Source organism: Streptomyces sp. SCPE 10 (genome assembly GCF_051980735.1).
GTDB classification, from domain to species: Bacteria; Actinomycetota; Actinomycetes; order Streptomycetales; family Streptomycetaceae; genus Streptomyces; species Streptomyces misionensis.
On the sequence record NZ_CP197069.1, the window covers coordinates 2,667,484 to 2,679,475 of the forward strand.

The 11,992-nt window shown below is 71.2% G+C and carries 16 protein-coding genes; 8 read left to right on the forward strand and 8 right to left on the reverse strand.

Annotated elements, in window-relative coordinates:
* Positions 1 to 74: 74 nt before the first annotated feature.
* Positions 75 to 1,457, reverse strand: coding sequence for a glycine--tRNA ligase (locus ACSP97_RS12505; RefSeq protein ID WP_070025179.1), 1,383 nt, complete (start codon positions 1,455 to 1,457; stop codon positions 75 to 77).
* A gap of 161 nt (positions 1,458 to 1,618) precedes the next feature.
* On the opposite strand from ACSP97_RS12505, the gene ACSP97_RS12510 reads away from it, so the two are divergent.
* Genes ACSP97_RS12510 through ACSP97_RS12525 form a run of 4 tightly spaced genes read left to right on the forward strand, consistent with a single transcriptional unit; the run spans position 1,619 to position 4,732 of the window.
* On the forward strand, positions 1,619 to 2,578 hold the full coding sequence (locus ACSP97_RS12510) for a metal ABC transporter substrate-binding protein (RefSeq protein WP_440557518.1): 960 nt from the start codon (positions 1,619 to 1,621) through the stop codon (positions 2,576 to 2,578).
* Positions 2,579 to 2,589: 11 nt separating this feature from the next.
* Positions 2,590 to 3,363 (forward strand): metal ABC transporter ATP-binding protein, encoded by a 774-nt coding sequence (locus tag ACSP97_RS12515; RefSeq protein WP_355144554.1) that lies wholly within the window; start codon positions 2,590 to 2,592, stop codon positions 3,361 to 3,363.
* Positions 3,363 to 4,256 (forward strand): metal ABC transporter permease, encoded by an 894-nt coding sequence (locus ACSP97_RS12520; protein ID WP_355144556.1) that lies wholly within the window; start codon positions 3,363 to 3,365, stop codon positions 4,254 to 4,256. The genes ACSP97_RS12515 and ACSP97_RS12520 overlap by 1 nt, the downstream gene beginning before the upstream one ends.
* A gap of 59 nt (positions 4,257 to 4,315) precedes the next feature.
* Positions 4,316 to 4,732 carry a Fur family transcriptional regulator gene (locus ACSP97_RS12525; RefSeq protein WP_070025175.1) on the forward strand — a complete coding sequence of 139 codons (417 nt, stop codon included), beginning with the start codon at positions 4,316 to 4,318 and terminating at the stop codon, positions 4,730 to 4,732.
* Positions 4,733 to 4,757: 25 nt separating this feature from the next.
* Here the strand turns inward: ACSP97_RS12525 and ACSP97_RS12530 are convergent, their stop codons facing one another.
* The 4 genes from ACSP97_RS12530 to ACSP97_RS12545 all read right to left on the reverse strand — a co-directional run bounded on the left by ACSP97_RS12530 (position 4,758) and on the right by ACSP97_RS12545 (position 6,895).
* Positions 4,758 to 5,597 (reverse strand): isoprenyl transferase, encoded by an 840-nt coding sequence (locus ACSP97_RS12530; protein WP_355144560.1) that lies wholly within the window; start codon positions 5,595 to 5,597, stop codon positions 4,758 to 4,760.
* Positions 5,598 to 5,638: 41 nt separating this feature from the next.
* The gene (gene recO / locus ACSP97_RS12535) at positions 5,639 to 6,388 is read right to left on the reverse strand and encodes a DNA repair protein RecO (protein ID WP_355144562.1); all 750 of its coding nucleotides are present in this window, start codon (positions 6,386 to 6,388) and stop codon (positions 5,639 to 5,641) included.
* A 76-nt stretch (positions 6,389 to 6,464) separates the two neighbouring features.
* Entirely contained in the window at positions 6,465 to 6,683 is a 219-nt protein-coding gene (locus tag ACSP97_RS12540) for a hypothetical protein (protein ID WP_355145108.1), read from the reverse strand.
* Complete coding sequence (locus ACSP97_RS12545; protein WP_355144564.1) at positions 6,680 to 6,895, reverse strand: hypothetical protein; 216 nt, start codon at positions 6,893 to 6,895, stop codon at positions 6,680 to 6,682. The genes ACSP97_RS12540 and ACSP97_RS12545 overlap by 4 nt, the downstream gene beginning before the upstream one ends.
* A gap of 117 nt (positions 6,896 to 7,012) precedes the next feature.
* Here ACSP97_RS12545 and ACSP97_RS12550 point away from each other — a divergent pair, with 117 nt between their 5' ends.
* The 3 genes from ACSP97_RS12550 to ACSP97_RS12560 all read left to right on the forward strand — a co-directional run bounded on the left by ACSP97_RS12550 (position 7,013) and on the right by ACSP97_RS12560 (position 8,782).
* Positions 7,013 to 7,846 carry a helix-turn-helix domain-containing protein gene (locus ACSP97_RS12550; protein ID WP_440557521.1) on the forward strand — a complete coding sequence of 278 codons (834 nt, stop codon included), beginning with the start codon at positions 7,013 to 7,015 and terminating at the stop codon, positions 7,844 to 7,846.
* Positions 7,828 to 8,031, forward strand: coding sequence for a DUF397 domain-containing protein (locus tag ACSP97_RS12555; RefSeq protein WP_355327290.1), 204 nt, complete (start codon positions 7,828 to 7,830; stop codon positions 8,029 to 8,031). The genes ACSP97_RS12550 and ACSP97_RS12555 overlap by 19 nt, the downstream gene beginning before the upstream one ends.
* Positions 8,032 to 8,098: 67 nt before the next feature.
* On the forward strand, positions 8,099 to 8,782 hold the full coding sequence (locus ACSP97_RS12560) for a TetR-like C-terminal domain-containing protein (RefSeq protein ID WP_355144572.1): 684 nt from the start codon (positions 8,099 to 8,101) through the stop codon (positions 8,780 to 8,782).
* A gap of 64 nt (positions 8,783 to 8,846) precedes the next feature.
* Here ACSP97_RS12560 and ACSP97_RS12565 read toward each other — a convergent pair whose 3' ends face one another.
* From ACSP97_RS12565 to ACSP97_RS12575, 3 genes are read right to left on the reverse strand one after another with little or no spacing between them, the layout of a single operon-like run.
* Positions 8,847 to 9,728, reverse strand: a complete 882-nt coding sequence (locus ACSP97_RS12565; RefSeq protein ID WP_388310557.1) for a MauE/DoxX family redox-associated membrane protein — start codon at positions 9,726 to 9,728, stop codon at positions 8,847 to 8,849.
* 17 nt (positions 9,729 to 9,745) lie between these two features.
* The gene (locus tag ACSP97_RS12570) at positions 9,746 to 10,354 is read right to left on the reverse strand and encodes a cell wall protein (RefSeq protein ID WP_358271295.1); all 609 of its coding nucleotides are present in this window, start codon (positions 10,352 to 10,354) and stop codon (positions 9,746 to 9,748) included.
* A 14-nt stretch (positions 10,355 to 10,368) separates the two neighbouring features.
* Positions 10,369 to 10,668, reverse strand: coding sequence for an RlpA-like double-psi beta-barrel domain-containing protein (locus ACSP97_RS12575; RefSeq protein WP_355144578.1), 300 nt, complete (start codon positions 10,666 to 10,668; stop codon positions 10,369 to 10,371).
* Positions 10,669 to 11,060: 392 nt separating this feature from the next.
* Here ACSP97_RS12575 and ACSP97_RS12580 point away from each other — a divergent pair, with 392 nt between their 5' ends.
* Complete coding sequence (locus ACSP97_RS12580; RefSeq protein ID WP_355144580.1) at positions 11,061 to 11,987, forward strand: dihydrodipicolinate synthase family protein; 927 nt, start codon at positions 11,061 to 11,063, stop codon at positions 11,985 to 11,987.
* Positions 11,988 to 11,992: the final 5 nt, after the last annotated feature.

An 11,992-nucleotide genomic window follows, 5' to 3' on the forward strand; every position in this document is an offset into this window, starting at 1 on the left:
GGCGCGCGAAAACGCCCGCCCCCCGGCCGAACGGGTCGGCCGGGGGGCGGGCGCGAGGCCGGAGCGGGCCGGGATCAGCAGCCGACGAGGCGCTGCGCCAGGTAGCCCTCGATCTGGTCCAGCGACACACGCTCCTGCTTCATCGTGTCCCGCTCGCGGACCGTCACCGCGTTGTCCTCAAGGGTGTCGAAGTCGACGGTCACGCAGTACGGCGTGCCGATCTCGTCCTGCCGGCGGTACCGGCGGCCGATCGCACCCGCGTCGTCGAACTCGATGTTCCAGTTCTGCCGCAGCGCCTGCGCGAGGCCCTTGGCCTTCGGGGACAGCTCGGCGTTGCGCGACAGCGGCAGGACGGCCACCTTCACCGGGGCGAGACGGTGGTCGAGGCGCAGCACGGTGCGCTTCTCCATCTTGCCCTTGGCGTTCGGCGCCTCGTCCTCGACGTACGCGTCGAGGAGGAACGCCAGCATCGTCCGGCCGACACCGGCCGCCGGCTCGATGACGTACGGCGTCCAGCGCTCCTGGTTCTCCTGGTCGTAGTACGACAGGTCCTGGCCGGAGGCCTTGGCGTGCGAGGAGAGGTCGTAGTCGGTGCGGTTGGCGACGCCCTCCAGCTCGCCCCACTCCGAACCGCCGAACCGGAAGCGGTACTCGATGTCGGCGGTGCGCTTGGAGTAGTGGGAGAGCTTCTCCTTCGGGTGCTCGTACCAGCGCATGTTCTCCTCGCGGAGACCGAGCCCGGTGTACCAGGCCCAGCGCTGCTCCATCCAGTACTCCTGCCACTTCTCGTCCTCGCCCGGCTTGACGAAGAACTCCATCTCCATCTGCTCGAACTCACGGGTGCGGAAGATGAAGTTGCCCGGCGTGATCTCGTTGCGGAACGACTTGCCCATCTGGGCGATGCCGAACGGCGGCTTGCGGCGCGAGGCGGTCTGCACCTGGGCGAAGTTGGTGAAGATGCCCTGCGCGGTCTCGGGCCGCAGGTAGGCGACGGAGCCGCTGTCCTGGGTCGGGCCGAGGTGCGTCGACAGCAGGCCGGAGAACTGCTTGGGCTCGGTGAACTGGCCCTTGTTGCCGCAGTTCGGGCAGTTGATGTCGGCCAGGCCGTTCGCCGGGGCGTGGCCCTTCTTCTCCTCGTAGGCCTCTTCGAGGTGGTCGGCACGGAACCGCTTGTGACACGCGGTGCACTCGGTCAGCGGGTCCGTGAACGTGGCGACGTGGCCGGACGCGACCCAGACCTCGGGGGCCAGGATGACGGACGAGTCGATACCGACCACGTCCTCGCGCGACGTCACCATGTAGCGCCACCACTGACGCTTGATGTTCTCCTTGAGCTCGACACCAAGCGGTCCGTAGTCCCAGGCGGCACGCTGACCGCCGTAGATCTCACTGCACGGGAAAACGAAGCCACGGCGCTTGCTCAGGCTGACGATGGTGTCGATCTTGTCGGCGGCCACGGTGCTCTCTTCATTACGACGACGGGCGTTGAAGCGAGATGCTTCCAGCGAATGATTCAGGTTACCGGCGCAGGCTCCCCCACGGCCAAATCGGCCCCCGTCCGGGGCCCCGCACAGGGGCTTGTTGACAACGGTTTCCATTTTTGTTGAAAATGACTGTCATGAACATACGTCGACGTCTGCTGTCCGCCGCCGCCCTCGCCGCCGTCACCGCCCTCGGCGCCGGCACCCTCACCGCCTGCTCGGGGAACAGCTCCGCGGCGACCGGCGACGGCAGGCTCGACGTCATCGCGTCCTTCTATCCGATGACCTTCCTCGCCGAGCGGATCGGCGGCGACCACGTCCACGTCACCAGTCTCACCACACCCGGCCAGGAGCCGCACGACCTGGAGATCAGCCCCAAGCAGATCGCCGCGATCGACGACTCCGACGCCGTCCTCTACCTGAAGAACCTCCAGCCCTCCGTGGACGACGCGGTCGCCCAGTCCTCGGTGCCGACGAAGATCGACGCCGCCTCCCTGACCACCCTGGAGGCGCACGGCAACGAGGTCGGCGGCCACGCGGCCGCGCACGACGACCGGCCGGGCGAGGAGTCGGCGGGCAAGGACCCGCACATCTGGCTGGACCCGGTGCGCTACGCGCAGGTCGCGAGGGGCGTCGGCAAGGCCTTCGAGAAGGCCGACCCCCAGCACGCGGCGGACTACGAGAAGAACACCGCCGCCCTGGTCAAGCAGCTGACCGACCTCGACCGGCGGTTCCGCGACGGCCTCGCGCACACCCGGTCCAAGGTCTTCGTCACCACGCACGCCGCCTTCGGCTACCTCGCCGAGCGCTACGGCCTCACCGAGGAGGCGATCAACGGCCTCGACCCGGACTCCGAGCCCAGCGCCGCGCGCGTGCGGGACCTGGAGCACATGGCGAAGGCCGACCACGTCTCCACCGTCTTCTACGAGACGCTCGTCAGCGACAAGACCGCGAAGACCATCGCGCACGACGCGGGCCTGAAGACCGACGTCCTGGACCCGATCGAGGGCATCACGGCCAAGTCCCGCGGCACGGACTACTTCTCCGTCCAGAACGCCAACCTCAAGGCGCTCCAGCGGGCGCTGGGCGCCAAGTGACGGGAGATCCCATGGAGACCAGCGAGCCTGTCATATCCCTGCGCGGCGTCCGGGCCGATCTCGGCGCCCGTCCCGTCCTGCGCGGCATCGACCTCACCGTCCGCCGCGGCGAGGTCGTCGCCCTGCTCGGCGCCAACGGCTCCGGCAAGTCCACGGCGGTCCGCACCGTCATCGGCCAGGTGCCGGTCACCGCCGGCACCGTCGAACTCTTCGGCACCCCCCGGCCCGCCTTCCGCGACTGGGCCCGGGTGGGCTATGTGCCACAGCGCACCACGGCCGCGGGCGGCGTCCCGGCGACGGTCACCGAGATCGTCTCCTCCGGCCGCCTGGCCCGCACCGGCTTCGGCCTCTTCCGCGCCGGCGACCGGCAGGCCGTGCGGGACGCCCTGGAGCGGGTCGGCATGGCGGACCGCGCCAAGGACGCGGTGACCGCCCTCTCCGGCGGCCAGCACCAGCGCGTCCTGATCGCCCGCGCGCTCGTCGGCCGGCCCGAGCTGCTGATCATGGACGAGCCGATGGCGGGCGTCGACCTGGCCAGCCAGGAGATCCTGGCGCGGACGCTGAAGGCCCAGGTGGAGGCGGGTACGACGGTCCTCCTCGTGCTGCACGAACTGGGCCCCCTGGAACCCCTGATCGACCGGGCGGTCGTGCTGCGGGACGGCTGCGTCCTGCACGACGGCCCGCCCCCGCGGGCCGTGGGCCAGCACGCCCTGCCCGGCCACGACCACGTGCACCCGCACGCCCCCGGGACCACCGATCCGATCCGCACGGGACTGCTGAGCTGATGGACTTCCTGAACTACGCCTTCATGCAGCGGGCCCTGCTCGCCGCCGTCCTGGTCGGCGTCACCGCGCCCGCCATCGGCATCTACCTCGTCCAGCGCCGCCAGGCCCTGATGGGCGACGGCATCGGCCACGTGGCGATGACCGGCGTCGGCCTCGGCTTCCTGCTGTCCGCCTCCCCGGTCTGGATGGCGACGGCGGTCTCCGTGCTGGGCGCCCTCCTGATGGAGCTGATCCGCTGGTACGGCAGGACCCGCGGCGACATCGCCCTCGCCATGCTCTTCTACGGCGGCATGGCGGGCGGCGTGATGTTCATCAACATGGCCCCGACGGGCTCCAACGCGAACCTGACGACGTACCTCTTCGGCTCCCTGTCCACGGTCTCCCGGTCGGACGTGCTGGCGATCTGCCTGCTGGCCGCGTTCGTGGTCGTGGTCACCGTGGGCCTGCGCCGCCAGCTGTTCGCGGTGAGCCACGACGAGGAGTTCGCGCGGGTGACGGGCCTGCCGGTGCGCGCGCTGAACCTGCTGACGGCGGTCACGGCGGCGGTCACGGTCACGGTCGCGATGCGCGTCGTCGGCCTGCTGCTGGTCTCCGCGCTGATGGTGGTCCCGGTGGCGGCGGCCCAGCAGCTCACCCGCAGCTTCGCCGCGACGTTCGCGATCGCGGTGGCGATCGGCGTGACGGTGACCGTGAGCGGCACGATCACGTCGTTCTACCAGGACGTGCCGCCCGGCGCGACGATCGTCCTGCTGACCATCGCCGCGTTCGTCGCGCTGGCCGTGCTCGCCACGCCCGTGGCCCGGCGGCGCGCCCGTGCGGGCGGCTCCCCGGGAGACCCGGCGGAGTGCGTGATTCCGGCCGCGCGGGGCGCCGGGGAGGAGATCAACGCCTGACCCCGGGTGGCCCGGGCTGGCACAATGGCCCGGTCAGGGTGTGACGTGAGGAGGCAACGGTGACGACCGCTGGACCGCCCGTGAAGGGCCGCGCGACCCGGCAGCGGGCAGCAGTGGCGGCGGCGCTGGGCGAGGTGGACGAGTTCCGCAGCGCGCAGGAGCTCCACGACATGCTCAAGCACAAGGGCGACTCCGTCGGCCTCACGACGGTCTACCGCACCCTCCAGTCCCTCGCCGAGGCCGGCGAGGTCGACGTCCTGCGCACGTCCGACGGCGAGTCCGTCTACCGCCGCTGCTCCACCGGCGAGCACCACCACCACCTCGTCTGCCGGACCTGCGGCAAGGCGGTCGAGGTGGAGGGCCCGGCGGTGGAGAAGTGGGCCGAGGCGATCGCCTCCGAACACGGCTATGTGAACGTGGCCCACACGGTCGAGATCTTCGGTACGTGCGCGGAGTGCGCGGACCGGAGCGACTGACCCGGCCGCGCCTCCGGCGGCACCCCTACGACGCGGGGGTGTTGCCCTCCATCGCCAGCAGTTCCTCGTTCGGGATGGCCCCGCCGAAGCGCCGGTCGCGGGACGCGAACTCGACGCAGGCCCGCCACAGGTCGCGCCGGTCGAAGTCCGGCCACAGCACGTCCTGGAAGACCATCTCGGCATAGGCGCTCTGCCACAGCAGGTAGTTGGACACCCGCTGCTCACCGCTGGGCCGCAGGAACAGATCCACGTCCGGCATGTCCGGGTAGTACAGGTACTTCTGGATCGTCTTCTCGCTCACCTTGGCCGGGTCGAGCCGCCCGGCCTTCACGTCCTCGGCCAACGCCCGTGCCGCGTCGGCGAGTTCGGCCCGGCCGCCGTAGTTCATGCAGAAGTACAGCGTGATCCGGTCGTTGTCCTGGGTCTGCTCCTGCGCGACCTGGAGTTCCTTGGCGACCGACTTCCACAGCTTGGGCATCCGGCCGACCCACCGCACCCGCACGCCCAGCGAGTCGAGCTGGTCCCGGCTCTTGCGGATGAAGTCGCGGTTGAAGTTCATCAGGAAGCGGACCTCTTCGGGCGAGCGCCGCCAGTTCTCGGTGGAGAAGGCGTACAGCGAGACGTTGCGCACGCCGATCTCGATCGCTCCCTGGAGCACGTCGAGCACCTGCTCGGCGCCGACCTTGTGCCCCTCGGTGCGCGGCAGGCCCCGCTTCTTGGCCCACCGCCCGTTGCCGTCCATGATGATCGCCACGTGCTCGGGGACCAGTTCGCCGGGCAGCTTCGGGGGACGGGCGCCCGAGGGGTGCGGCTCCGGTGCCGTGTACTCGCGCCGCTGGCGCCCCAGGATCCCGCGTACCACCATGTGCTCCGACTCCCCTTACGACGTGTGACTCTCGACGACTTTCAGGACTTTTCCACGTACCGCAGCGACCGTAGTCCGCGCTCCAGGTGCCAGTGCAGGTACGCGGAGACGAGTCCGCTGCCCTCGCGGACGTACCGCGCCTCGGCGGCGTCGGCCGTCTCCCAGTCTCCCGTAAGCAGCGCGCCCAGCAGGACCAGGGTCCCCGGCGAGGGTACGACGCTCCCGGGCACCCGGCAGTCGGCACACACGGAGCCGCCGGAGGCGACCGAGAAGAACCGGTTCGGACCGGGCATGCCGCACTTGGCGCAGTCGCCGAAGCTCGGCGCGTACCCGTTGACGGCGAGCGAGCGCAGCAGGAAGGCGTCGAGCACGAGGTGCGGGGCGTGCTCGCCCCGGGCCAGCGTCCGCAGCGCGCCGACCAGCAGCAGGTACTGCTGTACGGCCGGCTCCCCCTCGTGGTCGGTGAACCGCTCGGCGGTCTCCAGCATGGCCGTACCGGCGGTGTAGCGCGCGTAGTCGGCGACGATCCCGCCACCGTAGGGGGCGATGGTCTCACTCTGCGTGCACAGCGGCAGCCCGCGTCCGACCAGCTCGCTGCCCCGCGCGAAGAACTGCACGTCCACGTGGGAGAAGGGCTCCAGCCGGGCCCCGAACTTCGACTTCGTGCGCCGCACGCCCCGCGCCACGGCCCGTACCCGCCCGTGACCCCGCGTGAGCAGGGTGATGATCCGGTCCGCCTCGCCCAGCTTCTGGGTGCGCAGCACGATGCCGTCGTCGCGGAACAGACTCATGCCGCCATTCTCCCCCATGGGGCGCGGGCGCCCGGCCGCCGGTGGCGGCGGCGCCGGGCGCCCGTACGGCGAGGGGTCAGGGCACCTCGCCCCGGCTGCGGGCGTTGACGTACGCCGTCTCCGCCCGGATCCGCTCGGCGGGGCTGGCCGCCCGCACGGCGCCCACCTCGGCCTCCCACTCCCGTCCGCCGCCGTAGGGCCGCAGCCACACGCCGGCTCCCTCGTACGCCATCACGATCCCCACCCGTCCGGAACCGGTGTCGACGGCGTGGCTCCCGACCGGCGGCAGCCTCACCCCGCCACCCCCGCGACCACGACGGCGAGCCGGCGCGCGACGTCCACGGAGCACCGTCCCAGTTCCACCAGCGGGCAGGGCGACTCCCGGGCGAGCATCACCGGGTCGAGTCCGAGTGACGGCAACACGATCCCGGCACTCGCCAGCGCGCCCCGCAATTCCTGCACCACGTCCTCCGCCTCTTCGACACAGATCACCGAGTGCTTGGCCATTCCACGCTTCCCTTTCCTTTCGGATTTCACGCTTCGCACATCCATGGTGACGCTCCGGCTCTACACTCGGCGACCATCCGGGCCCTACAAGTACGAGTCAGTCAAAGGGGATTGGCCATGGCCAACGGTTCACGGCAGGCGGCGTGGGAGTTCTTCGGAGCGGAACTGAAACGTCGGCGGGAGAACGCGGCGCTCACCCAGGCGGAGCTGGGAGCGCGGGTATTCGTTTCCGGCGGCTACATCGGCCAGTTCGAGCAGGCGATCAGGAAACCGCAGCTGGATGTGGCACAGCGGATCGACGAGATCCTACAAACCGACGGCTTTTTCGAACGGTTGTGGAAGAAGCTCATCAAGGAGCAGCCGTACGCGGCTTACTTCGCGCACGTGGTTGAGCTGGAGCGACTCGCGACGGAAATCTACGAGTACGCGCCGACGGTGATCCCGGGACTCCTCCAGACCCCCGAGTACGCACGAGCCGTGTTCCTGGCGGGCAATCCGTTCGCCACCGACGAGTACATCGAGGATCTGGTCAGGGTACGAATGGACCGGACGCGACTCCTGAAGGACGCTACACGCCCCAAGTATTGGGCGGTACTCCACGAAACGGCCCTGCGCATCCCAGTCGGCGGCCCGGCGATCATGGCACACCAGCTGGAGTACATCGCGTCCCTGATGCGGGAGCGCAAGGTGGTGATGCAGGTGCTGCCCTTCGCGGCTGGTGCGCACCCCCGCATGGGCAAGATGATGAAGCTGATGAACTTCGAGGACGCCCCGCCAACTATCTATACAGAAGGCGTGGCTTCGGGAAGTCTCCTGGACGATCCGACGCTGGTTAGGCGGACCTGGGCGTCTTACGATCACATCAGGGCCGCCGCGCTGTCGCCGGAGGCGTCCCTGGCCCTGATCGAGTCGGCGGCGGAGGACCACAGACGATGCGTGAGTACGAGCTGACCAAAGCACGTTGGCGCAAGAGCACCTACAGCACCGGCGACGCCAGCGAAGATTGCGTCGAGGTCGCCGACGGAGTCCCCGGCGTCGTCCCCGTCCGCGACAGCAAGCTGGCCGCCGGGCCGGTGCTGCTGATCGGGCCGGTCGCGTGGGCGCGGTTCGTCGGTTCCGTCACCGGCCAGAACTAGGCGCATTCGCGCCGCATTACCCCGGACGTAATCGACGCGCCCGAAGACCTCTGGCAGGGTCGGGATCATGACGACTTCCGATGCTCACGACCTCCTGAAGGCCGAGGCGGGCCGTCGCCTGGCGGCTCGTCACCAGGTCGACCTCGACCCGAGCGGACTGGCCCGGGACGCCGGGCTCGACCCGGCGTCGATAGCGGAACGCTTCCCCGACCGGGACAGCCTGCTGACCGATCTCGTCCTGGCCGCCTACAACGCCATGGGCGACAGCGCGGAGCGGGCCGCGGCCGACGCGGAGAAGGCGGGCGCCGACCTGCTGGGCCGCTGGGTCGCCACGTGCGAGGGCGTCCGCGAGTGGGCGCTCGCCCACCCGGAGGAGTACGTGCTGATCTGGGGCCGGCCCGTGCCCGGCTACGACGCCCCGCCGGAGACGATGGTCGCGGGCGCCCGGACCGTACTCGTCCTGCTCGGCCTGGTGCGCGAGGCGCTCGCGGCCGGAACGCTCGCGGTGGACCACGTCCCCATGCCGGAGCTGTCCGAGGGCATGGCCCGCACGATCGAGCCGCTGTCCCAGGGCATGCTGAGCGGCCTGCCCACCCCCGTCATCACCCGCATGCTGGTCATCTGGACCCAGCTGCACGGCATGGTCGGCTTCGAGGTCAACGGCCACATCGCGGGCGTGGCCGCGGACCCGGCCGCCTTCTTCACGCACGCGGCGACGGCCATGGGCCAGTACATCGGTCTGCCCCACTGACCCACGGGGGCCGCCCGCTCCCGGCGTCGGAAGCGGGCGGCCCGTGCGGACGGCGCGCCGCGGTTCAGCCCGTGGGCAGGGCGCCGAGCAGGTCGGCCGCCAGCGGTTCGTCGGTCCGGTCGTCGATCAGGGTGACGCGGATCGCCGGGTTGTCGGTGGTGTCCCTGGTCTGCCGCGGGTCCACCGCGAACAGCACGGTGACCGGACGCGCGGCGCCCTCCGGGTCGTGGACGCCCGCGTACTGGAGGAAGCGCCAGCCGTCGGACTCCCAGTGGTCGATCAGCCCGGAGCGGACGACGGGGGCGGCGGCCACCCAGGCCAGCGAGCGCTCCAGCAGTTCGACGGAGGCGGCCACCGGCACCTCGTCGTCCCGGCCCGGGACGAGCGGGTGCCCGAAGACCTTCAGCCGTGTCCGGCGCAGCGGGACCAGCCACAGGTGGTCGAGGTCGCTGGAGACCGCGACCAGGACGGCGGTGACGGCGGCGAGGAAGAGCACCGACGCCACCGGATCGCGGACCACCTGGCTCCACCAGGCGGTCCGGGCTCCGACCGCCGCAGCGCCGCCCGCCGCGACCAGCCCCGCGCGGACGAAGGCCCGCCAGGTGATCGGGCCGTTGCCGCGGGCGGTGCACCCGCAGGACGACCGCGGGGCGGTGACCCGGGCGTAGCCGAGGTATCCGAGGAAGCCGACGCCCAGGACCAGGGCGGCGACGCCCGGCGCCGGAGTGGCCGGCGCCGCCAACAGGCCTGCGGCGACGACCAGTTCGAGCACGCCGGTGGCCCGCAGGACGAGCGTGGCGCGGCGGCCGTCGTTCAGGACGCGGACCAGGACGGTGCCGGCCGCCTGCGCCGCCACCTGCCGGCCGAACGCCTTGGCCGCGCCGGTGCCGGCGAGCAGGACGCCGAGCAGCAGCGGGGCGAGACTCATGGCGAGCGATGCGCTCACTTCCGTGTCCCCCTGTCTCAGTGCCCGACGCTGATACGGGCGATGTCCACGCTGTCGTCGGCGGGCCGCCAGGCGCCCAGCACCTGGGCGTGGTGCCCGATCCGCAGCTGGGAGAGGTTGGAGGTGAGGGCGCCACCGCGGAAGGAGGCGGTGGTCCTCTTCTCCACGATGTTGCCGACCAGGGCGTTGCGGCCATGGCTCAGGTGCAGCCGGGAGCGTTCGATGCCGCGGATGGTGACGTAGAGGTTGACGATGTTCACCCACACCGCGTCGGCGGCCACGCTGCCGTCGGGCATCTCCACACCGCGCGCGTACAGGCCGTCGCCTGCCTCGATGGCCTCGGCGGTGACGGTCTCCAGCTTCCAGATGCTGGTGGCGTTGGTGAGCTGGATCAGCTTGTGCGTGCCGTCCGCCTCGACGACGTCGAGGACGCCGCGTCTGATCTGGGCGACGCGGCCGTCGACGAACACCGACGCGGAGACCGCCGGGTCGAGGGAGGGCATGGGCGCGGCGAAGGCGGCGTCCGCGTCCAGGCCGCCGAGCGCGGAGGCGCCCACGATGGTGGCACCGCCGAGCGCCGCGCTGGTCAGCAGACGGCGCCGGTCGAGTCCGTGGCGTTCGCTCATGACGGGGTTCCTCCTCACTCGTAGATGTAGACGGGAAGCAGCCCGGAGCTGAGGCTGCCGATGGCGGAGTACGCGGCGGGCGTCAGGTCGATGACCCGGTGGGTGCGGCAGGCGCCGTTGCAGCAGGTCTGCTCGCTGCACCACATCTGCGTGTTGGGGCCGCAGTCGGCGAGGGTGACGCAGACCGTGGCGCCGGAGCACTGGTGCTTGACGTTGACGACGGAGCCGCAGCCGCGTCTGGGCATGTTCTCGCCGCAGGCCGCCGGGTTGGTGACGCTCCAGCAGGCCGCCGAGAGGTTGGGCCAGGCGGCCATGTTCTTGCCGGACTGGCAGGTACCGCAGGCACCGGTTCCGGTGCTGCCGCAGGGGCCCCAGGAACTGCCGCAGCAGAACCAGGAGGTCTCGCCTGCCCAAAGACTGGTGGATCCGCAAGCCATTGCTGTGTCCCTTCGTCGACGGGGAGATCACGGACACCGCGATCTATGACGCGTGCATGACAAAACGACGAACGAAACGGTGCGGGGTCGCGCGTTGGCGCCTGCCAATGATGCTCGCTTCTACGCGCGTTGGCCAGGGGGCGGGAGAGGGAGTGGTGGACGGACCCGCCCGGTGCGCCCGGCCGCGTCGCGCCTGGCACACCGCTCGCGCTGTCACCATCCTGGGAGGAGGCCCCCTCGATCCCCGACCCAGCCCGCAGGAGCCGTCGATGACCTTCCCCGCGCCGCTCACCGGAGTCGTCCCGCCCGTCTGCACGCCGCTGACGCCCGAACGGGAGGTGGACGTGCCCTCGCTGCTCCGGCTGGTGGACCATCTGGTGGGAGCGGGCGTGCACGGGCTGTTCGTGCTCGGCTCGACGTCGGAGGCGGCCTTCCTCACGGACGCGCAGCGGCGGCGGGTGGTGGAGACGGTCGCCGGGCACCTGGGCGGACAGCTGCCGGTGCTGGCCGGGGCCATCGACATGACCACCCCCCGGGTCCTCGACCACGTGCGGGCGGTGACGGCGGCCGGGGCCGAGGCGGTGGTGGTCACCGCGCCGTTCTACACCCGCACCCACCCCTCGGAGATCGTGCACCACTACCGCCGGATCGCGGCCCTGAGCCCGGTGCCGGTGATCGCCTACGACATCCCGGTCGCCGTGCACACCAAGCTCCCGGCCGAGCTGGTCCTCGGCCTCGCCGGGGACGGGGTGCTGGCCGGGATCAAGGACTCCAGCGGGGACCTGGCGGCCTTCCGGGAGCTGGTCACCGGCGCCCGCGCCCACCCCGGCTTCGGCGTGCTGACCGGCTCGGAGCTGATCGCCGACGCCGCGCTGGCACTGGGCGCGGACGGGGCGGTGCCGGGGCTCGCCAACGTCGACCCGCACGGGTACGTGCGGATGTACCGGCAGTGCCGGGCGGGCGACTGGGCGGGGGCGCGGGCCGAACAGGAGCGGCTGTGCGCGCTGTTCGGGCTGACGGCGGTCGGCGATCCGGCGCGGATGGGCGGCGGTTCCTCGGCGCTCGGCGCCTTCAAGGCGGCCCTGCACCTGCGGGGCGTGATCGACTGTCCGGTCACGGCCGAGCCGCAGGTGCCGCTGTCCGGCGAGGAGACGGAGAAGGTCGCCAAGTTCCTCGCCTGCGCCGGGCTGTTGTGACCCCG